Annotated in this window: 26 protein-coding genes, 2 tRNA genes and 1 pseudogene; 16 read left to right on the top strand and 13 right to left on the bottom strand. The window is 71.4% G+C overall.

Annotation, left to right across the window (positions count from 1 at the left end; genetic code table 11):
* Window position 1 precedes the first annotated feature (1 nt).
* Both E9934_RS00460 and E9934_RS00455 read right to left on the bottom strand, forming a co-directional pair.
* The gene (locus tag E9934_RS00460) at window positions 2-361 is read right to left on the bottom strand and encodes a DUF5130 family protein (RefSeq protein WP_136560875.1); all 360 of its coding nucleotides are present in this window, start codon (window positions 359-361) and stop codon (window positions 2-4) included.
* A gap of 7 nt (window positions 362-368) precedes the next feature.
* Entirely contained in the window at window positions 369-728 is a 360-nt protein-coding gene (locus E9934_RS00455; RefSeq protein ID WP_136560874.1) for a hypothetical protein, read from the bottom strand.
* 61 nt (window positions 729-789) lie between these two features.
* Here E9934_RS00455 and E9934_RS00450 point away from each other — a divergent pair, with 61 nt between their 5' ends.
* The 5 genes from E9934_RS00450 to E9934_RS00430 all read left to right on the top strand — a co-directional run bounded on the left by E9934_RS00450 (window position 790) and on the right by E9934_RS00430 (window position 4,507).
* The gene (locus tag E9934_RS00450) at window positions 790-1,824 is read left to right on the top strand and encodes a mechanosensitive ion channel family protein (RefSeq protein ID WP_136560873.1); all 1,035 of its coding nucleotides are present in this window, start codon (window positions 790-792) and stop codon (window positions 1,822-1,824) included.
* Between the two features lie 7 nt (window positions 1,825-1,831).
* On the top strand, window positions 1,832-2,215 hold the full coding sequence (locus E9934_RS00445) for a globin (RefSeq protein ID WP_136560872.1): 384 nt from the start codon (window positions 1,832-1,834) through the stop codon (window positions 2,213-2,215).
* Between the two features lie 157 nt (window positions 2,216-2,372).
* Window positions 2,373-3,020 (top strand): hypothetical protein, encoded by a 648-nt coding sequence (locus E9934_RS19880; RefSeq protein WP_193556848.1) that lies wholly within the window; start codon window positions 2,373-2,375, stop codon window positions 3,018-3,020.
* Between the two features lie 126 nt (window positions 3,021-3,146).
* Window positions 3,147-3,698: an RNA polymerase sigma factor gene (locus E9934_RS00435; protein WP_136560871.1), complete on the top strand. Its 552-nt coding sequence runs from the start codon at window positions 3,147-3,149 to the stop codon at window positions 3,696-3,698.
* 32 nt (window positions 3,699-3,730) lie between these two features.
* Window positions 3,731-4,507, top strand: a complete 777-nt coding sequence (locus tag E9934_RS00430; protein ID WP_136560870.1) for an enoyl-CoA hydratase/isomerase family protein — start codon at window positions 3,731-3,733, stop codon at window positions 4,505-4,507.
* Here E9934_RS00430 and E9934_RS00425 read toward each other — a convergent pair.
* Entirely contained in the window at window positions 4,491-5,354 is an 864-nt protein-coding gene (locus tag E9934_RS00425) for an acyl-CoA thioesterase (protein WP_136560869.1), read from the bottom strand. The two genes, E9934_RS00430 and E9934_RS00425, sit on opposite strands and share 17 nt — an antisense overlap.
* 166 nt (window positions 5,355-5,520) lie before the next feature.
* Here E9934_RS00425 and E9934_RS00420 point away from each other — a divergent pair, with 166 nt between their 5' ends.
* From E9934_RS00420 to E9934_RS00410, 3 genes are read left to right on the top strand one after another with little or no spacing between them, the layout of a single operon-like run.
* The gene (locus tag E9934_RS00420; RefSeq protein WP_136560868.1) at window positions 5,521-6,735 is read left to right on the top strand and encodes an acetyl-CoA C-acetyltransferase; all 1,215 of its coding nucleotides are present in this window, start codon (window positions 5,521-5,523) and stop codon (window positions 6,733-6,735) included.
* A 40-nt stretch (window positions 6,736-6,775) separates the two neighbouring features.
* Window positions 6,776-7,345, top strand: coding sequence for a GNAT family N-acetyltransferase (locus E9934_RS00415; protein WP_136560867.1), 570 nt, complete (start codon window positions 6,776-6,778; stop codon window positions 7,343-7,345).
* A gap of 4 nt (window positions 7,346-7,349) precedes the next feature.
* Complete coding sequence (locus E9934_RS00410; RefSeq protein WP_136560866.1) at window positions 7,350-7,838, top strand: MarR family winged helix-turn-helix transcriptional regulator; 489 nt, start codon at window positions 7,350-7,352, stop codon at window positions 7,836-7,838.
* A gap of 20 nt (window positions 7,839-7,858) precedes the next feature.
* Here the strand turns inward: E9934_RS00410 and ettA are convergent, their stop codons facing one another.
* The 5 genes from ettA to E9934_RS00385 form a co-directional block, all read right to left on the bottom strand.
* Window positions 7,859-9,541, bottom strand: coding sequence for an energy-dependent translational throttle protein EttA (gene ettA, locus E9934_RS00405; RefSeq protein ID WP_136560865.1), 1,683 nt, complete (start codon window positions 9,539-9,541; stop codon window positions 7,859-7,861).
* Between the two features lie 61 nt (window positions 9,542-9,602).
* Window positions 9,603-10,001, bottom strand: a complete 399-nt coding sequence (gene ssb / locus E9934_RS00400) for a single-stranded DNA-binding protein (RefSeq protein WP_158294874.1) — start codon at window positions 9,999-10,001, stop codon at window positions 9,603-9,605.
* A 204-nt stretch (window positions 10,002-10,205) separates the two neighbouring features.
* A complete protein-coding gene (locus E9934_RS00395) occupies window positions 10,206-11,825 on the bottom strand; it encodes a GTPase (protein ID WP_136560863.1) in 1,620 nt (539 codons plus the stop codon).
* Window positions 11,822-13,516, bottom strand: a complete 1,695-nt coding sequence (locus tag E9934_RS00390; RefSeq protein ID WP_136561445.1) for a dynamin family protein — start codon at window positions 13,514-13,516, stop codon at window positions 11,822-11,824. The genes E9934_RS00395 and E9934_RS00390 overlap by 4 nt, the downstream gene beginning before the upstream one ends.
* Window positions 13,517-13,569: 53 nt before the next feature.
* The gene (locus tag E9934_RS00385) at window positions 13,570-14,691 is read right to left on the bottom strand and encodes a PrsW family intramembrane metalloprotease (RefSeq protein ID WP_136560862.1); all 1,122 of its coding nucleotides are present in this window, start codon (window positions 14,689-14,691) and stop codon (window positions 13,570-13,572) included.
* A 59-nt stretch (window positions 14,692-14,750) separates the two neighbouring features.
* Between E9934_RS00385 and E9934_RS00380 the strand changes: the two genes are divergently transcribed.
* A complete protein-coding gene (locus tag E9934_RS00380; RefSeq protein WP_238694663.1) occupies window positions 14,751-16,205 on the top strand; it encodes an aminopeptidase P family protein in 1,455 nt (484 codons plus the stop codon).
* 298 nt (window positions 16,206-16,503) lie between these two features.
* Window positions 16,504-17,334, top strand: coding sequence for a hypothetical protein (locus E9934_RS00375; protein ID WP_136560861.1), 831 nt, complete (start codon window positions 16,504-16,506; stop codon window positions 17,332-17,334).
* A 30-nt stretch (window positions 17,335-17,364) separates the two neighbouring features.
* Here the strand turns inward: E9934_RS00375 and E9934_RS00370 are convergent, their stop codons facing one another.
* Window positions 17,365-18,405 carry a phosphotransferase family protein gene (locus E9934_RS00370; protein WP_202977140.1) on the bottom strand — a complete coding sequence of 347 codons (1,041 nt, stop codon included), beginning with the start codon at window positions 18,403-18,405 and terminating at the stop codon, window positions 17,365-17,367.
* The gene (locus tag E9934_RS00365; RefSeq protein ID WP_202977139.1) at window positions 18,402-19,499 is read right to left on the bottom strand and encodes a TIGR03857 family LLM class F420-dependent oxidoreductase; all 1,098 of its coding nucleotides are present in this window, start codon (window positions 19,497-19,499) and stop codon (window positions 18,402-18,404) included. Before E9934_RS00365 ends, E9934_RS00370 begins: the two co-directional genes overlap by 4 nt.
* Window positions 19,500-19,645: 146 nt before the next feature.
* Between E9934_RS00365 and E9934_RS00360 the strand changes: the two genes are divergently transcribed.
* The gene (locus E9934_RS00360; protein ID WP_136561441.1) at window positions 19,646-20,986 is read left to right on the top strand and encodes an NAD-dependent malic enzyme; all 1,341 of its coding nucleotides are present in this window, start codon (window positions 19,646-19,648) and stop codon (window positions 20,984-20,986) included.
* Between the two features lie 26 nt (window positions 20,987-21,012).
* A tRNA-Arg gene (locus E9934_RS00355) sits at window positions 21,013-21,086 on the top strand.
* Between the two features lie 111 nt (window positions 21,087-21,197).
* Here E9934_RS00355 and E9934_RS00350 read toward each other — a convergent pair.
* The 3 genes from E9934_RS00350 to E9934_RS00340 are packed head-to-tail and all read right to left on the bottom strand — an operon-like array spanning window position 21,198 to window position 23,502.
* The gene (locus E9934_RS00350; RefSeq protein ID WP_136560860.1) at window positions 21,198-22,235 is read right to left on the bottom strand and encodes an adenosine deaminase; all 1,038 of its coding nucleotides are present in this window, start codon (window positions 22,233-22,235) and stop codon (window positions 21,198-21,200) included.
* A 2-nt stretch (window positions 22,236-22,237) separates the two neighbouring features.
* Window positions 22,238-22,999, bottom strand: a complete 762-nt coding sequence (locus E9934_RS00345; RefSeq protein ID WP_136560859.1) for a DsbA family protein — start codon at window positions 22,997-22,999, stop codon at window positions 22,238-22,240.
* Window positions 22,999-23,502, bottom strand: a complete 504-nt coding sequence (locus tag E9934_RS00340; RefSeq protein WP_136560858.1) for a DoxX family protein — start codon at window positions 23,500-23,502, stop codon at window positions 22,999-23,001. The genes E9934_RS00345 and E9934_RS00340 overlap by 1 nt, the downstream gene beginning before the upstream one ends.
* 91 nt (window positions 23,503-23,593) lie before the next feature.
* Between E9934_RS00340 and orn the strand changes: the two genes are divergently transcribed.
* The 4 genes and pseudogenes from orn to E9934_RS19435 form a co-directional block, all read left to right on the top strand.
* Complete coding sequence (orn, locus tag E9934_RS00335; RefSeq protein WP_136560857.1) at window positions 23,594-24,208, top strand: oligoribonuclease; 615 nt, start codon at window positions 23,594-23,596, stop codon at window positions 24,206-24,208.
* 88 nt (window positions 24,209-24,296) lie between these two features.
* A tRNA-His gene (locus tag E9934_RS00330) sits at window positions 24,297-24,372 on the top strand.
* A gap of 94 nt (window positions 24,373-24,466) precedes the next feature.
* Complete coding sequence (locus tag E9934_RS00325; RefSeq protein WP_158294873.1) at window positions 24,467-24,961, top strand: GNAT family N-acetyltransferase; 495 nt, start codon at window positions 24,467-24,469, stop codon at window positions 24,959-24,961.
* A 165-nt stretch (window positions 24,962-25,126) separates the two neighbouring features.
* Window positions 25,127-25,874: pseudogene (locus tag E9934_RS19435) on the top strand (hypothetical protein); the annotation flags it as partial.

Here is a 25,874-nt window from a genome sequence, read left to right as displayed (position 1 = left end):
CTCAGTCCCGGGCGAGCTCACCCAGGAGCTCGATGCCCTGGGTGAGGCCGGCGGCGAGGTCGCCGGCGGCGAAGCCGTCGGTCATCGCCGACACGGCCAGCTGGGCCTCGGCGTCGGTCAGCCGCTCACGGACGTGGCCACCGGTCACGATCTCGATGATCCGGCGGTGCGGGTCGACCATGACCAGGATGCTGCGGGTCGGCAGCACGAGGGTGTTGTGCAGGCTGGTCGCGAAGTCACGCGGCTGCCCGGTCGCGGTGCCGATGAAGACGGAGATCTCGGCGCGGCAGGCCTGCTCGCTGGTCCGGATCGTGACGTCGAGCGCCGCCTGCTCGGCGGGGGTGAGGGCGAGGGCTCCCATGCCGGGACTACCAGCTGCCGCCGGCGCCGCCGGCCTTGGAGTCCTCGGAGTCCGGCGCGGCCAGCTCGCCGGCCGCCTTGCGAGGACCACCGAGCCACTGGTTCTCCGGCTCGAGGGCGTTGGGGCTGAGGTCGGCGCCACGAGCGAGCGCCGGGGCGACGAAGAGGAGCGTGATCAGGATCATGATCAGCAGCGGGACACCGCCCAGCAGCAGGAAGGCGTGCAGCAGGTCGACGTCGGGCTTGGGCTCCCAGCTGCCCGGACGCGGCTCCGGGGTGTCCGCCGACGCGGCGACGGCCGAGCCGACGACGAGGAGCGCGACGAGGGAGCTGACGGCGAGGAGGCGTCGTACGACGGTGCTGGTCACGTGAGGAGGATATCGGCACCCGCGCCCTTGAGGACAACGAGGTCTTTGCAAGACTGGCCGGATGCTGACGACCTCCGTGACCGCCCTGGCCGCCAGCGCCGACGAGGCGTCTCCCTGCCAACCCGGGGAGCAGGTGTGCGACGCCGTGTGGGACTGGACCGACAGCCGCAGGTTCGCGGAGTGGTCCGACGTCCTCATCGGCAAGCCGCTGGCCGTCATCGGGTTGATCCTGCTGGGGATCGTCTTCCGCTGGGTCCTCCACCGGGTCGTGGACCGGGTGGCGCGGCGCGCCGAGGTCGGAGTGCTCCCCGAGCGCGTCGAAGCGGCGATCACCGCCCGGCGCAAGCAGCGCGCCGCCACCATGGCCGGCGTCCTGAAGTCGATCATCACGATCGTCGTCTCCGCCGTCGTCGGGACGATGGTGCTCAGCGAACTGGGGGTCAACATCGCCCCGATCATCGCGAGCGCGGGCATCATCGGCATCGCGCTCGGCTTCGGCGCCCAGTCACTGGTCCGCGACTTCCTGGCAGGCATCTTCATCTTCCTCGAGGACCAGTACGGCGTCGGCGACGTCGTCGACCTCGGCGAGGCCAACGGCACCATCGAGGCCGTCACGCTCCGCATGACCCGGCTGCGCGACATCAACGGCACGGTCTGGTACGTGCCGAACGGCGAGATCATGCGGGTCGGCAACAAGAGCCAGAACTGGTCGCGCGCCGTCGTCGACGTCGGGGTCGGCTACGGCGAGGACCTGGTGCGCGTCCAGCGCGTGCTGCGCGAGGTCGCCCACGACCTGTGGGACGACGAGGACTTCAACGGGGTCATCGTCGAGGAGCCGGAGGTGACCGGCGTCGAGATGCTGGCCGCCGACTCGATCACGGTCCGGGTGATGGTGAAGACCGCACCGCTCCAGCAGTGGGCCGTGGCCCGCGCCCTGCGACAGCGGATCAAGGCCCGCTTCGACCACGAGGGCATCGAGATGCCGTTCGCCCAGCGCGTCGTGTGGCACCGCGACGACCGGAAGCAGCCGCAGCAGGAGGGCGCCGCCGCGTCCGCCGGCGCCCCCGAGTCGGCTGCCGACGACCGCGAGGGATGATGGAGGGGTGAGCGACGAGACGAGCTTCTACGAGGAGATCGGCGGCCTGCCGACCTTCCGTGCCATCGTCGCAGCGTTCTACGAGGGCGTCGCCCAGGACGAGGTCCTGCGGCCGATGTATCCCGAGGAGGACCTCGGGCCCGCGGAGGAGCGCTTCCTGCTGTTCCTCGTGCAGTACTGGGGCGGTCCGACGACGTACTCCGAGCAACGCGGTCATCCTCGTCTGCGGATGCGGCATGCTCCGTTCGCGGTGGACACCGACGCCCGTGACCGCTGGCTCTCCCACTTCCGGGCCGCTCTCGACAGGGTGGCGCTGACGCCCGCCCAGGACCAGCGCTTCTGGGACTACGTCACCCACGCGGCGAACTTCATGATCAACAGCCCCGGCTGAGCTCCCGCCGCTGGAACGAGCCTCGGAAACTTTCTTCGGGACTGATGTAACGCCGGGGAGCGCCGGCGACATGTAGGGGGTGAAGTGCTCGTGAGCCGTCCCCGTCTCGGGTGGGCGCGGCTCACGATGCGAAGCACCGAGCTGGAGATCACACCCCATGACGAGTCCGCACCGGCCTGACCGGCTCCGCGTCGCTGCCCCGACGCTCGAGCCGACGCCGGTGTTCCTCGCCCTGCTGGCCGAGGCGAGTCTCGCCTCGCAGCCAGCCCCCCGATCGGCCCGGTCGGCTGGACTCCGCACGATCGTCGTGATGGCCGCGGTCGCGGCCATCGCGACGGCCACGTGGGCCGGCGGCAACCCCAGTGGCGCGGGAACCCCACTCTCGCCCGCCACTCGCCCCGCCCAGGAGTCCCCCAGCCCATCGGCCAGCGGTGACGTCGGCACCCCACATTCCGACGTCACCGCAACGCCCGGCAGCCCCTTGTCCCCGGGGCTGCCGGGCACGACCTCTCCCGATGACGCCGACCGCGCCACCGATCCCACCGGCCCGGCGGCCGGTCCTCGCTCCTCAGCGGGCGATCGTCAGGCTCGCGGTGGTGAGCGGACCCGCGATCGTGATCGCAACCGGGACCGGAACGGCAACCGCAACCGGGACCACGACCGAGATCGCGATGGCGCCCGGGACCGCGACCGCGGTGACGACCGGGACCGCGACTACCGCTACGGCGAGCGCGACCGCGACGACGACCGGGACGACGACCGGGACGACGACCGGGACCGCTCTCGCGACCGCTGGAGGCGCTGAGAGGGAGCACCGCCTGACAACTCGCCCGATCCGCTCCACTCGGGGGAGAATGCGAGAGACATGCCCTCGGGGGGCTTTCGGGACAGCCGGCACCAGCCGGTCGTGGAGTAGGGGTGGGACACGTCGGTGCGCGACGACGACCAGACCGTCGCCGCTGCAAAAAGCGGAGACTCGACTGCGTGGCACGAGTTGTATCGCGCCCACGCCGGTCGACTGCTGCTCTGGCTCGACGCCCGCGCGCATCCCGGGGGCGAGCTCCCGGAGGACCTCGCCGCAGCAAGCTGGCTGGTCGCCGCTGAGCGGATCACCGACTTCCACGGCGACCAGTCGGACTTCGGCGGCTGGCTCTTCGGCATCGCACGCAACCACGCAGCCAACGCCGGCCGCCGGTCCGCCACGCGATCACGGGGGCTCGGCGCGATCGCGTCGTCGACGCTGACGGCCGCCACCGGCCCCGAGCATCACCTGATCGCCGACGAGTGGGTGCGTGAGGCGCTCGCCTCGCTCCCCCCGAAGGAGCGCGACGTCATCGCCTGCCTGGAGGTCCTCGATCTCGACGTCGCCGCGACGGCCGATGCCCTCGGCATGAGCGCCGTGGCGGTGCGAGTCGCACGCCATCGCGCGCTCAAGCGCTTGCGCGCGCAACCCGAGGGCACCGAGCCGGCGGCCGATCACTAGTGGCTCACTAGAACACGTTCTATCCTGTGGCCATGGTGCTGCAGGTGACCGACGCCGACCGCGTCCGCACGCTCGTCCTCGACCGTCCCGACGCGCTCAATGCGTTCAACGAGGAGCTCTATGACGCGACCGCGCAAGCGCTGCTGGAGGCGAGCGCCGACCCCGGTGTCGCCGTGGTCCTGCTGACCGGCGCCGGCCGCGCCTTCAGCGCCGGCACGGACCTTCTCGAGATGCACCGGATCGCCACCGACCCCGACTTCCAGCGCGGCGCCCACGGCTTCACCGGCCTCGTCGATGCCCTGGTCGACTTCCCGAAGCCGCTCGTCGTGGCCGTCAACGGGCTCGGGCTCGGCATCGGTGCCACCATCCTCGGTTTCGCCGACCTGGCCTTCATGGCGGACACGGCACGGCTCAAGTGCCCGTTCACGTCGCTCGGCGTCGCGCCCGAGGCCGCGTCGTCGTACCTCTTCCCGACCTTGGTCGGCCGTCAGGACGCCGCCTGGATGCTGCTCTCCTCCGAGTGGGTCAGCGCCGAGGAGGCGCGGCGGATGGGACTCGTCCGCGAGGTCTGCGCTCCCGATGACCTGCTGCCCACCGCGCGGCGTCATGCCGCAACGCTGGCCGCACGCCCGATCTCGTCGCTGATCGCGGTGAAGCGGGCGATGGCCGAGCCGCACCGCGACGCGATCAGGGCCGCGCGGGACCGCGAGAACGCTGCGTTCGCCGAGCTGATGGGCGGGCCCGCGAACCTCGAGGCGCTGCGCGCCTTCGCCGAGGGCCGCGAGCCGGACTTCACAGCGCTGCCATGACCGCCTCGCGGTAGCCCTCGGGCGGGGTGACCGACCGCTGCGTGGTGGTGTCGAAGAAGACCAGCACCACCCGGGACCGGGCATGGACCGTGTCGCCGGACGTGATCTCCGACTCGATCGTCATCGACTTGGTGCCGAACGCCGACACCACGGCCCAGCAGTCGAACGGTGTCGCATGGAGCTCCATCGGGACGACGTACTCGAGGTCTGTCTGGGCGACCACGACACCCATGCGGGGGAACTGGCTCACCGCGTCCTTCAGCGCCCGGAAGAGCGCGATGCGCGACTCCTGGAAGTACTCGACGTACTTCACGTTGTTGACGTGCCGATAGACGTCGATGTCGGAGAAGCGGACCTGCACCGGGTAGTGGGCCGAGCGGTCCCGCGGTACGTCGACCCGGACCGGCTCCGACCGTGGCCGCTCGCTGGTCTCGGCGAACGGGGCGAGCGCATCGCGCTCGACCGGGAGCATGCGGCGCGGTCGGCCGACGTCGAGCTGGAACGGCGCGAGGACGGTGCGGGCTCGCAGGTAGACCGTGCGCGTGCCGTCGGCGTCCTCGTCGAAGATCTCGTGCTCGAGCGCGAAGCTGGCGGCACGGATCTCACCGACCCAGGACTCGACGGACACCGTGTCCCGCCGCAGGAGCAGCGGCGCGACGAACGTGACCTCGTGGCGCACCACCACGTAGGCGTCGCCTGCCGGCCGGTCGACCCCGGCCGCGGTGAGGCAGGCTTGGAGCAGGGCGGACCGCGCCTCCTGCAGGTAGTCGACGTACTTGACGTTGTTGATGTGACCGAGGAGGTCCAGGTCTGCCCACCGGAGGGGGCACTCGTAGCGATGCCGCACGGGCGCATCGTCCCAGACCGGGGCCCGCGAGGGCTCGTCGGCGCGATGTGGAATGGGACACCACTGCAACGTGTTCTCGCGTGCGAGGACTACGCTGGGCGGGCTCTCCCCGCCGGCATCAGCCAGGTCATCCGGGGAGCCCATCCCCGCACCACCAAGGAGTGTCATGCCCGAGGCCGTGATCGTTTCCGCCGCTCGTACCCCGATCGGACGAGCCAACAAGGGTTCCCTCAAGGACTTCCGTCCCGACGACCTCACGGCGTTCATCGCCCAGGCCGCGCTGGACAAGGTCCCGGCCCTGGACCCCGCGGAGGTCGATGACTTCTACCTCGGCGTCGGCCTGCCCGGCGGCGAGGCCGGCAACAACATGGCCCGCATCGTCACCACCCTGATGGGCACGGAGATCCCGGGCGCGACGATCACCCGCTACTGCTCCTCCTCGGTCCAGACCTCGCGGATGGCCTTCCACGCGATCAAGGCCGGCGAGGGTGACGTGTTCATCAGCGCGGGCGTCGAGACGGTGTCCCGCTTCCAGTTCGGCACCTCCGACCACATCCCCAACACCAAGAACCCGCTCTTCGCCGACGCCCAGGTGCGCACCGAGGAGTACGCCAAGGGCGGTCAGGTCTGGCACGACCCGCGCGAGGACGGCCTGCTGCCCGACATCTACATCGCGATGGGCCAGACCGCCGAGAACGTCGCGAGCATCCGTGGCCTCAAGCGCGAGGACCTCGACGCGTTCGGCGCCCGCTCGCAGAACCTCGCCGAGAAGGCCATCAACGACGGCTTCTGGGAGCGTGAGATCACCCCGGTGACCCTCGCCGACGGCACCGTCGTCAGCAAGGACGACGGCCCCCGTGCCGGCGTCACCTACGAGGCTCTCTCGCAGCTGCAGCCGGTCTTCCGGCCCGACGGCGTCGTCACGGCGGGCAACTGCTGCGCGCTCAACGACGGCGCCGCCGCCGTCGTGATCATGTCCGACACCAAGGCCGCCGAGCTGGGGCTCACCCCGCTGGCCCGCATCGTGTCGACCGGCGTGTCCGGCCTGTCCCCCGAGATCATGGGTCTCGGCCCGGTCGAGGCGACGCGCAACGCCCTCAAGCACGCCAACATGACCATCGACGACATCGACCTCGCCGAGATCAACGAGGCCTTCGCCGCGCAGGTGCTGCCGTCGGCCGAGGACCTCGGCATCCCGATCGAGAAGCTCAACGTCAACGGCGGCGCGATCGCCGTCGGGCACCCGTTCGGCATGACCGGCGCCCGCCTGCAGAACACGCTGATCAACTCGCTGCAGTGGCACGACAAGTCCACCGGCCTGATCACCATGTGCGTCGGCGGCGGCCAGGGCATGGCGATGATCCTGGAGCGCATGAGCTGAGCGTCACTGCCCTGTCGGCGGCGGGCCGTACCTTCGGTGCATGAGCATCGAGGTGCGGCCCGCCACCGTTTTCGAGGACGTCCGGACACTCGTCGGTCCGAAGAGTCCCGACGCGAGCGTGTGCTGGTGCCTGAGCTACCGGATCCCGTCGAAGGTCAACAACGCGATGCGCGGGCAGGAGCGCGGCGCGTTCGTCGCGCAGCTGCTCGAGGACGGCCCGCTCGGCGTGATGGCCTATGACGGCGACGAACCTGTCGGCTGGGCTGCGGTCGCGCCCCGCGCCGACACGACCTTCGCCCGCAACCGCAAGATCCCCCACGTCGACGACCTGCCGGTCTGGTCGCTCTGGTGCATCCGCGTCCGTCCCGGCCACCGCGGACGCGGCGTCTCCCACGCCCTCATCGCCGGCGCCATCGACCATGCCCGCGCCGGCGGGGCGCCCGCGCTCGAGGCCTACCCGCTCGACAACCGCGGCGCGAAGGTCGACCTGACCATGGCCTACGCCGGGCTGCGGGCCAACTTCGAGGCCGCGGGCTTCCAGCACGTCGCCGACACCGACTCGGTGCTCAGCGGCCACCCCCGCGTCCTCATGCGTCACCTCCTAGACTGACGCGGTGAGCGACGAGGGCGAGCCGCGCTGGCTCGACGAGACCCAGCAGCGGGCCTGGCGCTCGTTCCTGCTCGCCACGACCCTGGTCCAGGACCGGATCGATGCCGACCTGCGGCGTCAGCACGGCATCGCCGCCGTCGACTACGAGATCCTGGTGCGCCTGTCGGAGTCCGGCGGCCAGCTGCGGATGGCCCAGTTGGCCGCGTCGCTGGCGCACAGCCGCAGCCGGGTCACCCACACGGTCAAGCGGATGGAGGAGGCGGACCTCGTCCGTCGAGCGGACGCGACGGACGACGGGCGCGGCGTCGTCTGCCGTCTCACCGACCGCGGCTTCGACGTGCTCGCCGCTGCGGCTCCCGACCACGTCGAGACGGTCCGTGCCGCGCTCGTCGACCTGGCCGACCCGGCCGACCTGGCGGCCCTGGGCCGAGTCATGGACGCGGTCTGCGACGCCCTCATCGCCGAGCACCCCGAGCGCGAGATCAGGTCCTGACCCCGCGCTCCTCGTGAGGATCAGTCGCGGGTGAGGCGACGGTGGGTGACCCGATGGGGGCGGGCGGCCTCGAGGCCGAGTCGCTCGATCTTGTTCTCCTCGTAGGAGGCGAAGTTGCCCTCGAACCAGAACCACTCGCCCTCGTTGTCCTCCGTGCCCTCCCAGGCGAGGATGTGGGTGGCGATCCGGTCGAGGAACCACCGGTCGTGGGAGGTGACCACGGCGCAACCCGGGAAGTCGAGCAGTGCGTCCTCCAGGGAGGACAGGGTCTCGACGTCGAGGTCGTTGGTCGGCTCGTCGAGCAGCAGCATGTTGCCGCCCTGCTTGAGGGTCAGCGCCAGGTTGAGACGGTTGCGCTCGCCACCGGAGAGCACGCCGGCCTTCTTCTGCTGGTCCGGACCCTTGAAGCCGAAGGACGCGACGTAGGCGCGGCTGTTCATCTCGAAGTTGGCGACCTTGATGAAGTCCAGTCCGTCCGAGACGACCTCCCAGACGTTCTTGTTGGGGTCGATGCCGCCGCGGCTCTGGTCGACGTAGGAGATCTTGACCGTCTGGCCGACCGTGAGCTTGCCGGAGTCTGGCTCCTCGCCACCGGTGATCATCCGGAAGAGCGTGGTCTTGCCGACGCCGTTGGGGCCGACGACGCCCACGATGCCGGCACGCGGCAGCGTGAAGGTGATGTCGTTCCAGAGGACCCGGTCCTCGAAGCCCTTGGTCAGGTGCTCGGCCTCGAGCACGATGTCACCGAGACGCGGGCCCGGCGGGATGTTGATGTCGGCGGCGTCGATCTTGCGCGCCTTGTCGGCCTCGGCGGCCATCTCCTCATAGCGGGCCAGACGCGACTTGGACTTGGTCTGGCGCGCCTTGGCGTTGGAGCGGACCCACTCCAGCTCCTTCTCCAGCATCTTGGCGCGCTTGGCGTCCTTGGCGCCCTCGACCTTGAGCCGCTCCTTCTTGGTCTCGAGGTAGGTCGAGTAGTTGCCCTCGTAGCCGTGGATCGAGCCGCGGTCGACCTCGGCGATCCACTCGGCGACGTTGTCGAGGAAGTAGCGGTCGTGGGTGACGGCCAGGACGGCACCCGGGTAGGACTTCAGGTGGCCCTCGAGCCACTGGACCGACTCGGCGTCGAGGTGGTTGGTGGGCTCGTCGAGGAGCAGCAGGTCGGGTTGCTGCAGGAGCAGCTTGCACAGGGCGACTCGGCGGCGCTCACCACCCGACAGGTTGTCGACGAGGGCGTCGGACGGCGGGCAGCGCAGCGCGTCCATCGCCTGCTCGAGACGACTGTCGAGGTCCCAGGCGTTGATGTTGTCGAGCTCGGTCTGCAGGTCGCCCGTCTCGGCCATCAGGGCATCCTGGTCGGCGTCGGGGTCGCCCATCTCCATGTAGGCGTCCTCGAGGCGCTTCATCTTCGCCTTGGTGTCGGCGACGGCCTCCTCGACGTTCTCCAGCACCGTCCTGCCCTCGGTCAGCGGCGGCTCCTGCTGGAGCATGCCCACCGTGGCGTCGGGGTCGCGCACGATGTCACCGTTGTTGGGGACGTCGAGCCCGGCCATCAGCTTGAGCAGCGAGGACTTGCCCATGCCGTTGGGGCCGACGACACCGATCTTGGCCCCGTGCAGGAACGACAGGGTCACGTTGTCGAGGACGACCTTGTCGCCGTGGGCCTTGCGGACATTGCGCAGGGAGAGGACGTATTCCGCCATGGGGCAAGGCTACGCAGCGCTTCCCCGGGGAGCACGACCGGGCTGCCTCGGGCTGCCTTCCTCAGGCCGCCGGCGCGGTCCCCTGCTGCTCGGTGGTCGCGACCGCCTTGGAGAAGGACGCCGTCCCCCTGGTCAGGTCGTGGCCGACGGTGATGGCCTCGATCTCGATCGAGATCGTCTCGACGCCGGCCTTGTTGACGTAGGTGCGGTGCTGCAGCCGGCCATGGACGATGACTGCGTCGCCCTGGCGCAGCGACCGCTCGCCGTGCTCGGCGAGGCGCCGCCAGGCGCTGACGGCATACCACTGCGTGTGGCCGTCGACCCACTCGCCGTTGGAGCGGTTGAAGTGCCGCGGGGTGGCGCCCACCCTGAAGTTGAGCACCGGCGTGCCGGCGACCTCGCGCAAGGCGGGGACGCTGCCGACCCAGCCCTGGATCGTCACCATCGTGTCGTTGGCCATGGCCCTGTCCTCCATCGTGTCCGTGCGACTCGCTCGTCGCACCGGCACGCCGTGTGCCGGTGTCGACCAGTGGACGCGACGGAGCCGACGCCGCGCCGCCCGAGGTCGAGCCCCTGTGGAGGGCCCCGGCGAGACGACGGCCTGTGGACCGGAACCGGTGTGTGCGGTGACGAGAGAGTCGGACGACCCGGCCCCGGGACCGGGTCAGCGACCGCCGCGAGCCGTCGCGATGCCGCGCCGGAAGGCGGTGTAGGAGGCGATCTCACGGGTGACCGGCACGACGATCTCGGCGTCGAGGAGGCGGTGGACCACGTCGCGCAGATCCTCGTCAGCCGCGTCCGCGCGGGAGCGGGCGAGCCCGCCGACGAGCACCCGGCCGACCACGGCCAGCAGCAGACCGAGCACGAGCCCGGCCACCGCCACGATCGCGGGCAACGGGGCGCCGGCCACCGCCGGCAGGTCGTCGGCGGTGCCCTGCACGAGCGCGGCACCCCACCAGACCAGTCCACCGAGGACGGCGAGCAGCAGCACCCAGTGCAGCAGCCGCACGGCGCCCACCCAGAACGGCAGCCGGGCCCCCAGGTCGACCCGGCCCAGCTCACGGGACAACGCGTCGCCCAGCGCCGGGAGGCGTCCGGCCGCGGCGGAGCGCAGGTCGCCCGCCCACGGCGGACCGACGCCCTCGGCGGCCTCGTCGACGAGCCCGCGGACGGACGTGTCGACCGACGAGCGGTCCAGCGGTGCGACCTGCGGAGCCTCGGAGCTCTCATCGTCGTCGCCGCGCCGCAGCAGGGCGAACGGCGGCCAGGCGACGGCCGCTCGGGCGCGCACGCCGACGGTCCGCTCGATGCCGTCGACGACGGCCGAGACGCCAGCCGCGTCCGCGACGACGTCCTCGAGGTCACGCACCCGCTCGGCACGCAGCTCCACGGCGGGCGTGGCGCCGCCGGCCTGCTCGAGGCGGCCCGCGGCCGCCTCGAGGTCGGCGGCGACGCGCGCGTTCATCGCGGCCTTGTCCTGGACCCGGCGACGGATCTCCTCACGCAGCGTGTCCATGCCGATGCCCTCGCGGGCCGAGATGCCCAGCACCGTCACCAGGGGCAGGCCGTCGGCGGCCAGCAGCCGACGAACGTCGTCGATCATCGCCTGGCGACGCTCGACCGGGACGGTGTCGATGTGGTTGAGCGCCACCACGATCACGTCCTGGTGGGTCGCGAGCTTCTTGAAGTAGCGGTCGTGGACGGCCGCGTCGGCGTACTTCTGCGGATCCAGGATCCACACCATCAGGTCCGTGCTGGCGACGAGACGGTCGACCTCGAGGTGGTGGGAGACCTCGGTCGAGTCATGGTCGGGCAGGTCCAGCAGCACGACGCCGTCGAGCTCGGTCGCGTCGGGATCGCGCTGCCGCGAGTCGAGCATCGAGTCACGCATCGTCTGGTGACGCGGCGGGATGCCCAGCCACTCGAGCAGCTCGCCCGCGCCCTCGCTGCCCCACACGACGGCCGTCGCCCACGACGTGGTCGGGCGGCGGATGCCGACGGAGGAGAGCTCCAGGCCGGTGAGGGCGTTGTAGGTCGACGACTTGCCGGAGCCGGTGGCGCCGGCGATGGCGACGACCGTGTGCCGGGCCGAGAGCCTCAGCCGGCCGGTCGCCTTCTCCGCCGCGGCCGCGACGTCGTCGAGCAGCCCGTCGGAGATCCGCCCGCGGGCAGCGGCGCTGGCGTCGGCGAGCCCGGCCACCCGGTCGCCGAGCGCCGTCCCGCGGGTCGCGAGGTCGCCCCGTCCGTCAGCCGATCCGGTGGTGCTCGTCGAGCTGGTCGTCACAGGTGTCCACCCGTTCCCTTCTTGGCGGCGGCGAAGCGCAGGTCGTCGACCCGGCGGGCGGCCTGTCGCAGCTGGTCGGCGGCATCCGGCTTGAGCTGCCACTGGGCGGCCGGCGCCAGGTAGCGCCCCCGCTCGGCGACCATCAGCCCGGCGAGACGCCGCGCGAGCGTGCCCCGGGCCTGGTCGATGAGGCGGTCGGCGGCGGCGCGTCCGAGGACGGTCTCGAGGAGACCGTGGCCCAGTCGCACCGACTCGGCGGCCTGGCCGCTCGGCGTCGGTCCGGCGAGGGCGACGACAGCGAGGGTCACCGACAGTCCCCGGACGCCGACGGCGAGGAAGCGGGCACTCGTGCGGGCGTCACCCGCCTCGTGCCGGACGAACTCCTGGAGCTCCTCGTGCCACCCGCGGGCATCCTGGCCCGCACGCGAGCGCAGCCCGCGCCCCGCTCGTCGCAGGTCGTCGGTCGTCGCCTCGAGCAGGGCAGCGCCGTGCCCGGTCGTCGCCCAGGCGGCCGACGCGGTCGCCGAGGCCTGGTCGGCACGGTCGACGGCGAGGGCCTCGAAGGCCAGCTCGATCGCCGCCGCGACCCGCTCGGCCTGCTGCGGCTTGCCCTTGATCGCGTTGACGAGGCGCTCGCGCACGAAGCCGACCTTCGCGTCGAGGCTGCGCACCAGCTCGCCGCTCCCGACGAACTCCTGCCACCGGGCCAGCAGGTCGCCCCGCAGCAGCGTGCCGTCGGTGCTGGCCGACAGCAGCTCGGTCTGCGCGGCGTCGTAGACCGCGTCGGCGGAGGCCAGCAGCTCGCCGACGGCCTCGACCTGGGCGGCGGTCGCGTCCGCCAGGGGGAAGGCCTTCCGCGTCACCGTGCGTACGGCGCCCGCAACCGTCTGCCCGACGACGTCGCGGCGCGCGGCGCTGTCGGCGGCGAGGGCCTGCAGCCAGCCGCGGATGTCGGCGCCGTAGGACGCCGGCAGGAGGCCCTCCTCGCTGACCTCGCCCTGGGCGACGGAGAAGAGAGGGCTGTCCTTGAGGCCGCGGGCGGCCATCATCCGCGCCAGGTGGACGGAGACGGTCGCCACGTCCTCGGCGGGGGTCCGGCCGAGGACGAGCGCGACCGCGGTGTTGCGGTCGACGGCGACCTTGAGGTGCTCCCACGGGACCTGGTCGGAGTAGCGGGCAGCGGAGGTCACGAAGAGCCAGAGGTCGGCGGCCGCGAGCAGCTGGGCGGCGAGCTCGCGGTTGCGCTCGTCGACCGAGTCGACGTCGGGTGCGTCGAGGAGGGCGAGGCCGCGCGGGACGTTGGCGCTGGCGACGAGCTGGATCGCCGACTGGTCGTTGGTCGACTGGTGGACCCGCTTCAGGTCGGGCAGCAGGCGGTCCTGCCCGAACCAGCGTCCGTCCTCGGGGTGGTGCACGAGGACGGGCGAGCGAGTGGTCGGCCGCAGGATGCCGGGAGTGGTCACCCGCTCCTGGACGAGGGTGTTGACGAGCGTCGACTTGCCGGCGCCCGTCGAGCCGCCCACGACGACCAGCAGGGGCGCCTCGACCTCGGTCAGCCGCGGGATGATGTAGTCCTCGAGCTGCTCGATGATGTGGTCGCGACCGACCCGCAGCGCCTCGATGCCGGGGAGGTCGAGCGGCAGTCCGGCGGCCCGCAGGGCGCCGTGCAGGCGCACGACCTCCGTCAGCATCCGACTGTTGAGGCCGTCCCCCACGAGGCCGTCGGTGGCCGGGTGTCCGTGGGTCATCGCTGTGGTACCACCTGTCCGGGGAACACGATCCGTGGTCGGGCCGCCTGGATGCGCCCGACGAAGTCCTGACCACGCAACTGCCAGTCGTGCGGAGCCGTGCCGCGCAGCAGCCGGTGGTGCAGGTAGCCGAGCTCGATCGCCGCCTGCTGGTAGGCCCGCACGGCCCGCTCGGCCTCGCGCCCGCCCTGGCGGCGGGCGTGCTGCCGCGCGTCGCGGCGGGCCCGCAGGTCGACCACCCAGCCGATGTCGGTGGCGGGGATGAGGCCCCGCTCGGCGGCGTCGGTGAGCGCCATGCGCAGCAGGTGCGCCTCGGTCTCCCGCAGCCACCAGGCCAGGGCGACCAGACCGACGAAGGCCGGCGCCATGATCACGACGTAGACGACGAGGAAGCCGCCGAGGCCGAAGACCGTCGAGGTGTTCCACAACGCATGCGCACCCACCGCGACGACGTACCCGATCATCGGCGCCACCATCCGCACGGCCCGCGACCGGGACGCGACGGCGAGACCCACACCGATGCCGATGAAGGCGGTGAAGAACGGGTGCGCGAAGGGGCTGAAGACGCAGCGCAGCACGAAGGTCCAGGTGAGGGCGCCGACGCCGCCGGGGCCCGCGCCGTCGGTGCCGTCGAAGGCCGCGATGAGGTAGAGGATGTTCTCGGTGAAGGCGAAGCCGACTCCGACCATGCCGGCATAGACGATGCCGTCGAGGACGCCGTCGATCTCGTGGCGGCGCCACCACAGCAGCAGGAGCAGGAAGAGGCCCTTGCTCGCCTCCTCGATCACCGGGGCGAGCACGGTCAGGGAGAAGTTGTCGGTGAAGCCCACGAGCAGGCCGCCGACGCCCTGCACGAGGATCGCGACGACCGTCGCGACGAAGGCCCCCCACGCCAGGCCGGCGGCCAGCAGGCGCTTGGGCTCGGGCTCGTAGCGATCGAGCCACAGATAGAGGGCCACGACCGGTCCGACGGGCAGTGCGGCGAGAGCCGTCGCCAGAAGAGCGGTGCCCGGCGCACCGGACAGGGCCAGCACCACGAGCACGACCAGGGCCCCCACGACGGCGGACACGGTCACGACGACCGTGAACGCGACGCTGTCTCGGGGGGCTGAGGGCATGGGGGGCAGCCTATCCGGCAGGCTCTTCCGGCTCCTGATCGCGGCGTAGGATCGGCGAGGTGAGCGAGGAAACCCCCACCGCAAGCATCGCCCCCGGGTCGGACCCACGGTCCGAGACAGGGCTCGACACCGAGCAGCACGATCCGGCCGTCCCGGCAGCCTACGCCGCCTTCATGCGGACCGGCTGGGACGACCGGGTCAGCGAGGTCGCGGCGCATCCCGTGGCCGCTCCCGCGGCGGCCCGGCGCGCCCGACTGGCCGAGGCGTTCCCCGGCGAGCGCCTGGTGCTGCCGGGCGGCGGCTACAAGGTCCGCTCCTACGACACCGACTACCGCTTCCGGGCCGACACCGCGCATGCCTACTTCAGCGGCAACCAGACCTCGGATGCCGTCCTGGTGATCGAGCCCGACGGCGAGGGTCTCCTCTACGCCCGGCCGCGCTCGGGACGCGACAGCGACGAGTTCTTCCGGGACCGGACCTACGGCGCCCTGTGGGCCGGGAAGCGTCCGTCGGCGGAGGAGCTGGCAGCCGCCCTGGGGCTCAGGGTGCGTCACGTCGACCAGCTGCAGGACGATCTGACCGGCTCGACGAAGACCCGCGTGCACCGGGGTGTCTCGGCCGCGGTCGACGGCTGGGTGACGCCCGATGCCGAGCGCGACGCCGAGCTGGGCCGGGTCGCCTCCGAGATGCGCCTGGTCAAGGATGCGTGGGAGCTCGGCGAGCTGCAGGCCGCCGTCGACGCGACCACGCTGGGCTTCGAGGACTGCGTGCGGGAGTGGGACCGGGTCGTTGAGCACGGCGAGCGCTGGCTGGAGGGCACCTTCTTCCGCCGGGCCCGCACGATGGGCAACGACCTGGGCTACGACTCGATCGTCGCCTGTGGATCGCACGCAACGACCCTGCACTGGATCGAGAACTCCGGTCCGATCACGCCCGGCCAGCTCGTGCTGTGCGACATGGGTGTCGAGGGCGCCAACCTCTACACCGCCGATGTCACCCGGACCCTGCCGGTTGCGGGGCGGTTCACGCCCCTGCAGCGCGACCTCTACTCGCTCGTTCTGCAGGCGCAGGACGCCGCGATGGACGTGCTCGGTCCCGGCGCTCGCTTCCTGGCCGGTCACGAGGCGGCGATGGTGGTCCTGGCCCACGGTCTCGAGGACCTCGGCCTGCTGCCGGTCTCCGTCGAGGAGGCACTGGACCCGGACTCCAAGGTTTACTCCCGCTGGACCCTCCACGGCGTCAGCCACATGCTCGGGATGGACGTGCACGACTGCGGGCAGGCCGCCCCCGAGGCCTACCGCGAGGCGGAGCTCGCCGAGGGCATGGTGCTGACGGTCGAGCCGGGCCTCTACTTCCAGGCCGACGACCTGCTGGTGCCCGAGGAGCTGCGCGGCATCGGCATCCGGATCGAGGACGACGTCGTCGTCACCGCCGACGGCATCCACAACATGTCCGCCGCCCTGCCACGGACGGCCGAGGGCATCGAGGAGTGGATGGGGTCGTTGAGCGGCTGAGCCCCGCGTGAGTCATGTCCTGACGGTGGCCGCGCAGGGCGGTGGCTGCGTGAGGTCCACGAGACGAAGGCAGCCGCAGGTCGAACTTCCCGGGGTCCCCTCAATACGCTCCGGCGGGCAGGGAACCCCGCTAGGGTCCACTGCCGTGGCGCCTCGGTGGATCCCCCTGCTCCTGACCGGACTGTTGGCCGGTTGCGGAACTCACGACACGCCGTCGGCGTCAGAACCGGCCCCGATCGAGAGCCTCACCACCGGCGACGAGGCGGAGCTGTCGCCGGGGATCCACTTCCGGGTCGCCGTGGACTCAGTCGGCGGCGACGGCGAGCAGATCTGGCTGACCACCTCCGTCTCGTGGGACGGCTGGGACGCTCCGCCCGACTCGCGCCTGTCCGTCGCCCCGACGTTGCATTGCTCGTCGTCGAAGCAGGCTGGTTCGTCACGGTCTGCCACCACCGTGGACGCGGGCCATGGCGGCGGAGGCCAGCTTGTCGACTTGCTGATGCCCGCTGACGAGAGCGGCGAACCACTCACGGAATGCCGGGCGCCCGCCTACATCGCCATCGGCTCGACTCACTGGCAGCTCGGACCCATCGATCTCGACTACCTCAACTCTGAACTCGCGAAGACCCCCGGCCGGCCGTACAGCTGGGTCGACACGGACGCCCGCTTCTCGTCCGGGTACCAAGTCGTGGTCGTCCCCAAGATGAGCACCGCCGAGGCCAAGGGAATCCTGGACCTGGAAGGCCAGGCGGACTTCGCGGGAGACGGCGAGGGAGTCCTCGTCGCACAGCGCGGCGGCGCGGCGGTTCTCTTCACCTGGTTCGACGTCGTGCCCGAGGAGTCGATGCGTGCCCTGAGCCGCGATGGCACGGTGGCGTCGTACAGCACCACCGTCAACGGCGACGACCACGTGTTCGTCGCCATCAACGGCAAGGCGGTTCGCAGCTTCGACCCGTTTCTCGACCACGACTACCTCGGCACCGAGCCGATGGCTGAGGAGGAGGGCCTCGACTTCGAAGGCGACACCCGGCCGGCTTCGTGGCACCTGCTCGAGCGAGTGACCAGCGTCCCCATCACTCCCGAGTGGTTGCTCGAGGACGAGCATCCGGCATACCTGCTGCCCCACTGAGCCTTCCGATCCCGCGGCCCAACCGACCCGTCAGACCAGGTCGAGGGTCCCGAGATCGCGTATCGCCGCACAGCACCGGGAGGTCATGGTGGCGAACATCGCGTCGCCGCGCTCGGTGCGGGTGCCGTAGGCCTGGCCGAAGACGGTGACCAGCGGCCCCTGGAGCTGGGCGAAGCGGTAGTCGTCCCAGCACTCCTCCAGGGAGTACGACGCCACGCCATGCCCCACCAGCGCGCGGTGGTAGGCCGCGACCAGGTCGCGCTCGGCCTCGCGTCGCGGCGCCGGGTCGAGGCTGGTGGCGATCACGTAGGCCAGGTCGCGCGCGGGCAGCGCCAGGCTCAGGGTCTGCCAGTCGACGGCGACCACGCCGGGCGAGCCGTCGGGTGGGAAGAGCAGGTTGTCGAGGCGGTAGTCGCCGTGGACGAGGCCGAAGCGCTCGGCTCTCGCCAGTGCCCAGCGCTCGATCACGGCGGGGATCTCGCGCACCGCCGCGGCGTCCTCGGCGGACAGCGCGTCGCCCAGGTTGGCGAGGAAGAGGTCGACGGCGGGACCGAACAGCTCCGCCATGAGCGCGGCGTCGTCGGGGCCGTTGAGCGAGAGTCCCTCGACGTCCAGCAGCGTCGGGTCGCACCAGCGGGGACCGTGGAGACCGGCGAGGTTGACCACCGCGTCCTCGACCGCGGCCGCGGACGCTCCCGCGATCTGGTCGCCCTGGACGGCCGGCGCGAGGTCCTCGAGCAGCAGCACGAACTCGCCGTCCTCCCCCACCCCGTCGGCGTACGACGCGTGGGGCACGCGGACCGCGACGGTCGGCGCGATCTCGCGATAGAACCGCAGCTCGGTGCGGTAGGGGTTCGCGAGGAGCGCCCGCGCTCCGGGGTCGGCGGCGGGCAGCTTGGCCAGCAGGGTCGCCGGCAGCGTGGCATCGCCGTCCAGCGAGAGCCGGTGGCAGGTCCCGATCTGACCGGTGCCGACCGGTGTCGCCTCGACCGACCGGACGTCGTACCCGAGGGCGAGGGAGAGCCACTCCGGCGTGATCTCCTCGATCCTCGTCACCATCGGGGCGCTCACCGGGCCACCTCCGCCCGGCCCGGGTTGACGGGCAGGCGGTCGAGGACGTCGGCGTCGCGTCGCGCGGCCCACGACCGGACCACCGGAGCGAGCTCGCTGGGCGTCGCGCCGTGCAGGATCACGGAGTCGGCGCCGGCGTCGAGCTGGTCCTGGATGCGGGCCGCGCAGGCGTCGGCCGTGCCGGTGGCCGAGGCGGCGAGCCAGTGCGCGGGCAGCACCTCCTCGCGCAGTCGCGTCAGCTCCTCGACGGTGCCGATGGCGTCGAACGCGCCGGGATAGCCGACGACGAGCGGGTGCTCGCGGAAGCGCTGCAGATCGTCGAGCGACCAGCCGTTGGCGCGGACGAGGACCTCGCCGTAGCCCTGGAGGTACGTCGCCAGCCGGCCCACCAGCTTGCGCAGACGCGCCTCCTCCGGGATCGAGTCCTCGACCGTGGCAAGGACCGACCACACTCGCACGGACGCGGGATCACGACCGGCGGACTCGGCGGCGGCCCGGATGATCGCGACGGCTCGGGCCAGGGTCTCGTCGGTGAAGAACGTGTGCAGCACGACGCCGTCCGCGACGCGGCCGGCGAGCTGCAGTGACTTCTCGCCGATGGCCATCATCAGGACCGGGATGTCCTCGTCGAAGGAGGAGTCCTGGGAGAGCCACGGGTAGTCGCCGGCCGGGCCCGAGTGTCCGAAGCCCTCGCCGTGCCACAGACGGCGGTAGATGCCGATGGCGTCGGCCATCTGTGCGCCGGTGACCCGCGGCAGGCCCATCACGTCGAAGAGCAGGTCGAAGCCGCGACCGAGACCGAAGGCGTAGCGACCGCCGCTGAGCCGGTGCAGCGTGGTGGCCATGGTCGCGGTGACGAGGGGGTGGCGGGTGTTGTGGTTGGTGGCCGCGGTGCCGATGCCGATCCGGTCGGTCGCCGCGGCGACGGCCCCGGCCAGCACCCCGGCGTCCTTGACGTTGAAGCGCTCCGACAGGAAGACCGAGCCGATGCCGAGCGACTCCGCGAGCCGCGCCTCGTCGACGAGGTCGCGGGGCGAGTCGGTGTGGCCGGCCAGGCCGTAGCAGCCGATCTCCGGCATCAGGGGCGTCGTCACCGCCGCAGCATGACAGTCGTCTGGACACCTGTCCAGCGTTGTGTTCGCAAAGTTCCAGCCCTTGCGACTTCCGAGTAACCCCGCTGCGGCGCCAGACTCGAGGGGTGCCTCGGAGAACTGCCACCGCCTCGTCGTACTCGATCACCATGCGCCTGCACACGCCGACGGACCACAGCGTCGTCGGCGAGGTCGCCACGGCCATCGCCGCGGCGGGCGGCATGGTCACCGCGATCGACGTCGCGGAGTCGAGCAACCAGCGGCTGACCCTCGACGTCACCTGCTCGGCCGCCGACGCCGAGCACGCCGCGGAACTGCAGGACGCGGTCGCGGCCGTGGAGGGTGTCGAGGTCCACAAGGTCTCGGACCGGACGTTCCTGATCCACCTGGGCGGCAAGATCGAGGTCGCGTCCAAGGTGCCGCTCAAGACGCGCGACGACATGTCGCTGGCCTACACGCCCGGCGTCGGTCGGGTCTCGATGGCGATCGCGCAGAACCCGGAGGACGTGCGCCGGCTGACCATCAAGGGCAACGCGGTCGCGGTCGTGACCGACGGCTCCGCGGTCCTCGGACTCGGCAACATCGGGCCCGGTGCGGCGCTGCCGGTGATGGAGGGCAAGGCCGCTCTGTTCAAGCGGTTCGGTGACATCGACGCGTGGCCGATCTGCCTCGACACCCAGGACACCGACGAGATCGTGCGCGCCGTCGAGCTCATCGCGCCGGGCTTCGGCGGCATCAACCTCGAGGACATCGCCGCGCCCCGCTGCTTCGAGATCGAGGCGCGGCTGCGCGAGCGTCTCGACATCCCCGTCTTCCACGACGACCAGCACGGCACCGCCATCGTCGTCCTCGCCGCCCTCACCAACGCGTTGCGCGTGGTCGAGAAGGCGATCGAGTCGGCAAGGGTCGTCGTCTCCGGCGCCGGCGCAGCCGGGACGGCGATCGTGAAGCTGCTGCTCGCGGCAGGCGTGCGCGACGTGGTGGTCAACGACCGGACCGGGGCGCTCGTCGAGGGCGACGGCGCCCTCTCCCCCGCCCACGCCGAGCTCGCCGCGCTCACCAACCCCAACGGTCGCCGCGGTTCGCTGCAGGAGGTGCTCGTCGGGGCCGACGTGTTCATCGGCGTCAGCGCCCCCAACATCCTCCAGCCCGAGTGGATCGGCTCGATGGCCGAGGACGCCGTCGTCTTCGCCCTCGCCAACCCCGATCCCGAGGTCGACCCCGCCCAGGCCGCGAAGTACGCCGCCGTCGTCGCCTCGGGCCGCTCCGACTTCCCCAACCAGATCAACAACGTCCTGGCCTTCCCCGGCGTGTTCCGCGGCCTCCTCGACGCACGCGCGCACGAGGTGACCGTGGAGATGTGCCTGCGCGCTGCCGACGCCATCGCCCACGTCGTCCGGGACGACGAGCTCAACGCCAGCTTCATCATGCCGTCGGTCTTCCACCCCGAGGTGCATCACGCGGTCGCCGCGGCGATCGCCGGGCACTGAGCTGCGGCTGGAATACTGGCGCGCGAGCCTCCGTAGCTCAACTGGATAGAGCTTCCGGTTTCTACCCGGATGGTTGCGGGTTCGACTCCTGCCGGGGGCGCTCTCACGCGTCCGGCGCGCCTTCGCAGCGAGGCGCGCCGGGCGCCGTACAAAAGGACGCAGCCCCGCGGAAGTATGAGCTCCGCGGGGCCGAATGCTCTCGGCTCAGCTGTCAGCCGGCGTGGGCGTCGATCTCCGCCAGCACCCGCGCCTTGACGTCGTCGGGCGCGAAGGACGCCTCGACACCGGCGCGGGCGAGGTCAGTGACCCCTGCGTCGTCGAGACCGAGCAGATCGGCAGCGATCTCGTACTCGCGGTTGAGCGTGGTGCCGAACATCGGCGGGTCGTCGGAGTTGATGGTCACGACCACGCCGGCCTCGACGAACTGCGCCAGCGGGTGCTCGGCCAGCGTTGCCACGGCCCGGGTCGCGACGTTGGACGACGGACACACCTCGAGCGGGATCCGGGTCTCGGCCAGGTGGGCCAGCAGCGCGGGGTCCTGCGCGGCCGACGTGCCGTGGCCGATCCGCTCGGCGCCGAGGTCGCGCAGCGAGGTCCAGATGGTCTCCGGGCCGGTCGTCTCGCCGGCGTGCGGCACCGAGTGCAGACCCGCGGCGCGCGCGGCCTGGAAGTGCGGGACGAACTGCTCGCGCGGCACGCCGATCTCCGGCCCGCCGAGCCCGAAGCCGATCAGCCCGTCGGGGCGGTGGTCGAGCGCGAAGCGCAGCGTCGCGTCGGCAGCGGGGATCCCCGACTCCCCCGGGATGTCATAGATCCAGCGCAGCACCAGCCCGAAGTCGCGCTCCGCCGCCAGCCGCGCGTCCTCGATCGCCTCCGTGTAGGCCTCGATCGCCATGCCCCGGTCGGGATCGTCCGGCAGCACCGACGTGTACGGCGTGCAGGTGAGCTCGGCGTAGCGCACCGACTGTCCCTCGTGGAGCTCGCGGGCGATCTCGTAGGTGAGGAACCGGACGTCCTCGGGCTCGCGGATCAGGTCGACGACAGCCAGGTAGACCTCGATGAAGTGGGCGAAGTCCCGGAACGCGAAGAATTCGCGCAGCAGCTCGGGGTCGGCCGGTACGACGCCGGGGTGCCGGGCGGCGAGCTCGGCGACCATGCGGGGCGACGCCGAGCCGACGTGGTGGACGTGCAGCTCGGCCTTCGGCAGGCCGGCGATGAAGGCGGGCGTCGCCCGGGGCTGGGCGGTCATCCTCAGTCGACCGCGCCGATGATCCCGCGGGCGAGGCCGTCGACGCCGCCACCGGTCTGGAAGACCTCGCCGTCGACGAAGACGGTCGGCGTGCCCGAGACGCCGGACTCCCGCGCCTCGGCGGTCGCGCCGTCGACCCAGCCCTCCTGGTCGAGGCCCTCGATGCCGCCTCGGACGTCGGCCTCCGTCGCACCGGCCTCGACGGCGAGCGCAACGAGCTCGTCGTCGGTCAGGTAGGAGTCCTCGTCGCCCTCGGTGGGCTGGCGCTCGAAGAGCAGGTCGTGGAACTCCTTGGCGGCCTCGTCGCCGGCGGTGTCCCGGACGACGGCGAAGGCGTTGGCCGCGCGGATCGGGTAGTCGGTCTCGATCATCTGGCTGAGCAGGTCGAAGGGCCGGTATTCGACGCGCACCTTGCCCTCGGCCGCGAGCTCGGCCAGGTTGTCGCGGGTGGCTGCCTCGAGCTGGCCGCAATAGGGGCAGAGGAAGTCCTCGTAGATGATCACCGAGTGGGGGGCGTCCTCCTCGCCGATCACCAGCCCGTAGTCGCTCTTGCCGATCGCCGGGATCCCGGCCTCGAGCTCGTCCTGCTCCTTGTCGGTCTGGATCTTGCCGATCAGGATCGCGCCACCGACGATCGCGATCATCGCCACGACGACACCGAGGATGGTGAGGATCCGGCGACGGGCCTCCCTCTTCTCCTGCACCGCGCGCATCTCGGCGGCCTTCTGTGCGCGAGCGGCGGCCTTCGACGAGGACGACGACATCAGTTCTCAGCTCCTTCAGCGACCTCGACGGGCTCGTCGGGTCGACGGTCGAACAGTACGGAATCAAGGGCGAGCCGGGTGCGTCGTACGCACACGACCAGGAGGGATGCGGCCAGGAGGGCGACGTCGCGGGCGATCTCCCACGGGTACTGGTCAGCAGCGTCGGCGTCGTAGCCACCACCGCCGAAGCAGCCGCAGTTGATCTCGATGCCACGCGCCCACACCGAGGCGATGCCGACGATGAACGCCACGAACAGCAACGCGGAGATGGCGGCGGCGCCTCGGGCGAAGAGGCCGAGCACCAGGGCGAGCCCGATCACGAGCTCGAGCGCCGGCAGGGCGAGGCCCACCCACTCGGCCACCGACCAGGGCAACAGCTGGTAGGCCCGGACGGCCTCGACGCTGGCCGCCGGGTCGGCGATCTTGAGGGCCCCTGCGACGATCCACACGCCACCGGTCACCAGCCGGGCGAGCAGACCCAGCCAGGCCAGTCCCTTCCACACGTGAGCGAGCGTAGCCCGCGCCTCTGAGCACTCCCTGAGAGCCCGCAGCACCCCGCTCGGCTCCCCGGCGTACGGCGTAGGGTGGCCGATCGTGAACGAACGACTGGTCTGGATCGACTGTGAGATGACGGGGCTCGACCTCGTCAACGACGCGCTGGTCGAGGTGGCGGCCCTGGTCACCGACTTCGACCTCAACGTGCTCGGCGAGGGCGTCGACGTCATCATCAAGCCGCCCGCCGAGGCGCTGGACCAGATGATCGAGTTCGTCCGCAACATGCATGCCACCTCCGGCCTGCTGGAGGAGCTGGAGAACGGCGTGACCCTGCAGGAGGCCGAGGAGCAGGTGATGGCCTATCTGCGCGAGCACTGCACGCCCGAGAGCCGCCCGCCGCTGGCCGGCAACTCCGTCGCGACCGACCGGGGCTTCCTCGCCCGTGACATGCACGACCTCGACGCCTTCCTGCACTACCGGATCGTCGACGTCTCCTCGATCAAGGAGCTCTCGAAGCGCTGGTACCCGCGGGCGTACTTCAACGCGCCGACCAAGCGCGGCAACCACCGTGCGCTGGCCGACATCCAGGAGAGCATCGAGGAGCTGCGCTACTACCGCGACGCGGTCTTCGTCGCCGCCCCGGGCCCCGAGGCCGACCGCGCCAAGGAGCTGGCCGCCCGCCACGGCGGCTCGATCACCGGCCTCGGCGGCTGAGGCTCGAGCTGACCAACGGATCGGAGCGATACCGATTCCCGCTTCGGGACGACGTACGTCTACACTCGTCCCCGGCCGTCAGGCCATGGTGGGTATAGCTCAGCTGGTAGAGCGCCGCCTTGTGGTGGCGGATGTCGCGGGTTCAAGTCCCGTTACTCACCCCAACCGGATCGAGCCCCTGACCTTCGGGTCGGGGGCTCGACTCATTGGCGGGTTGTTGCACCGCCCTGCGCCGTGATGCCTGACTACAGTCGGGTCATGACGTCCGACGCCGCGTCGGCGGACCGACGGGCGCGGGCCGCGACGATCGACCTGCGTGAGGTCGCCGCCGACGAGCCGATCGCCCGCGAGGCGACCGCCCGCTACTTCGCCGAGCTCGATGCCACCTTCCCCGACGGCTTCGACCCGGGCGGACCGGACTCCCCCGAGCCCGGCGCGACCTACGTCGTTGCGACGTCCGACGGCGCGCCGGTCGCCTACGGCGGGATCCGGCCCGTGCCCGAGGTCGGCGCGGGGACGGCGGAGATCAAGCGGATGTGGGTGCACGACGCCTGGCGCGGCGCCGGACTGGGCTCGCGGATGCTGCGCCACCTCGAGTCGCTGGCACGCGAGCACGGGCACCGGCGGGTCGTCCTCGACACCAATGGCGCCCTGCTCGAGGCGATCGCAATGTACGAGCGCGCCGGCTACGAGCGGATCGACCGCTACAACGACAACCCCTACGCCGAGGCATTCTTCGCCAAGGAGCTGTGACCCCGCCGGCCCCTCGTTGATCGAGTAGCCGCGCCACCTTCGTTGGTCGAGTAGCCGCGAGGGACGAGCGGCGTATCGAGACCCCGGTCCCGACCCTCCCCACTTTGTCCACACCCATCCCCGCGCAGACCGCAATCTGTCGGACCTCCCGTATTGACTCCTTCCATGAGCAATCGGGTGCTCGACGAGCTACGGGAGATGGGCAAGACCGACGTCCTGTCCTTCGCGACCACGCGCCACGAGACCCGCCTCCAGGCCGAGCGCGAGCTGCTGGCAGCGGCGTATCAGTGGGCTGTCCTGCACAACCCCGACGCGCTGGACCCGTTCTCGAAATGCGCCGCCGACCGCGCCCGCCCCGCCGGCGCGGCCGGGACACCGCTGATCACCAAGTACGCCGCCGCAGCCTTCGGCGCCCGCATCCAGACGTCTCCGTTTGGTGCGAAGCGGCTGATCGCGGACGCGGTGGACATCCACCACCGCCTCCCCCGCCTCCAGGCCGGGGTCACCGCGGGGACGGTGCGGGTCGGGCACGCCAGGCATGTCGCGACCGCGACCCGAGACCTGAGCGACGACGAAGCCGCCTGGGTCGACAACGAAGTCCACGAGGCCGCGGACGGGCGGCTCGGGTGGGCCCGGTTCGAAGCACTCGTCGAGAGCAAGGTCGCCGCCGCAGCCCCCGCCACTGCGGCAGCCAAGGAACGTGCTGCTGCGCTCGAGCACGGCATCCGCCCCGCACGCGTCAACAAGCACGGCACCGCCACCCTCACCGTCCGCGGCGACGCCGCCACCATCAGGAGCATCGAGCACGCCGCCCGCGTCCGCGCGAATGAGCTCGAGGAGACACTGCCGGGCACCACCTTCGGCCAACGACAGATCGCCGCACTGGCGGGCAACGTCGGTGCCGGCAAGCCGC

The sequence above is a fragment of the Nocardioides caeni genome (assembly GCF_004912195.1).
In the GTDB taxonomy this organism is placed as follows: domain Bacteria; phylum Actinomycetota; class Actinomycetes; order Propionibacteriales; family Nocardioidaceae; genus Nocardioides; species Nocardioides caeni.
The sequence above is the reverse complement of the archived record's forward strand: the minus strand, read 5'-3'. Positions and strand labels throughout refer to the sequence as shown.

What these genes read in the sequence shown, in the direction of transcription:
- E9934_RS00460 (WP_136560875.1), bottom strand. Translation starts at nt 361, where the DNA reads ATGGGAGCCCTCGCCCTCACCCCCGCCGAGCAGGCGGCGCTCGACGTC.
- E9934_RS00450 (WP_136560873.1), top strand. Translation starts at nt 790, where the DNA reads ATGCTGACGACCTCCGTGACCGCCCTGGCCGCCAGCGCCGACGAGGCG.
- E9934_RS19880 (WP_193556848.1), top strand. Translation starts at nt 2,373, where the DNA reads ATGACGAGTCCGCACCGGCCTGACCGGCTCCGCGTCGCTGCCCCGACG.
- E9934_RS00430 (WP_136560870.1), top strand. Translation starts at nt 3,731, where the DNA reads ATGGTGCTGCAGGTGACCGACGCCGACCGCGTCCGCACGCTCGTCCTC.
- E9934_RS00420 (WP_136560868.1), top strand. Translation starts at nt 5,521, where the DNA reads ATGCCCGAGGCCGTGATCGTTTCCGCCGCTCGTACCCCGATCGGACGA.
- E9934_RS00415 (WP_136560867.1), top strand. Translation starts at nt 6,776, where the DNA reads ATGAGCATCGAGGTGCGGCCCGCCACCGTTTTCGAGGACGTCCGGACA.
- ettA (WP_136560865.1), bottom strand. Translation starts at nt 9,541, where the DNA reads ATGGCGGAATACGTCCTCTCCCTGCGCAATGTCCGCAAGGCCCACGGC.
- ssb (WP_158294874.1), bottom strand. Translation starts at nt 10,001, where the DNA reads ATGGCCAACGACACGATGGTGACGATCCAGGGCTGGGTCGGCAGCGTC.
- E9934_RS00390 (WP_136561445.1), bottom strand. Translation starts at nt 13,516, where the DNA reads ATGCTGACGGAGGTCGTGCGCCTGCACGGCGCCCTGCGGGCCGCCGGA.
- E9934_RS00385 (WP_136560862.1), bottom strand. Translation starts at nt 14,691, where the DNA reads ATGCCCTCAGCCCCCCGAGACAGCGTCGCGTTCACGGTCGTCGTGACC.
- E9934_RS00360 (WP_136561441.1), top strand. Translation starts at nt 19,646, where the DNA reads ATGCGCCTGCACACGCCGACGGACCACAGCGTCGTCGGCGAGGTCGCC.
- E9934_RS00350 (WP_136560860.1), bottom strand. Translation starts at nt 22,235, where the DNA reads ATGACCGCCCAGCCCCGGGCGACGCCCGCCTTCATCGCCGGCCTGCCG.
- E9934_RS00345 (WP_136560859.1), bottom strand. Translation starts at nt 22,999, where the DNA reads ATGTCGTCGTCCTCGTCGAAGGCCGCCGCTCGCGCACAGAAGGCCGCC.
- E9934_RS00325 (WP_158294873.1), top strand. Translation starts at nt 24,467, where the DNA reads ATGACGTCCGACGCCGCGTCGGCGGACCGACGGGCGCGGGCCGCGACG.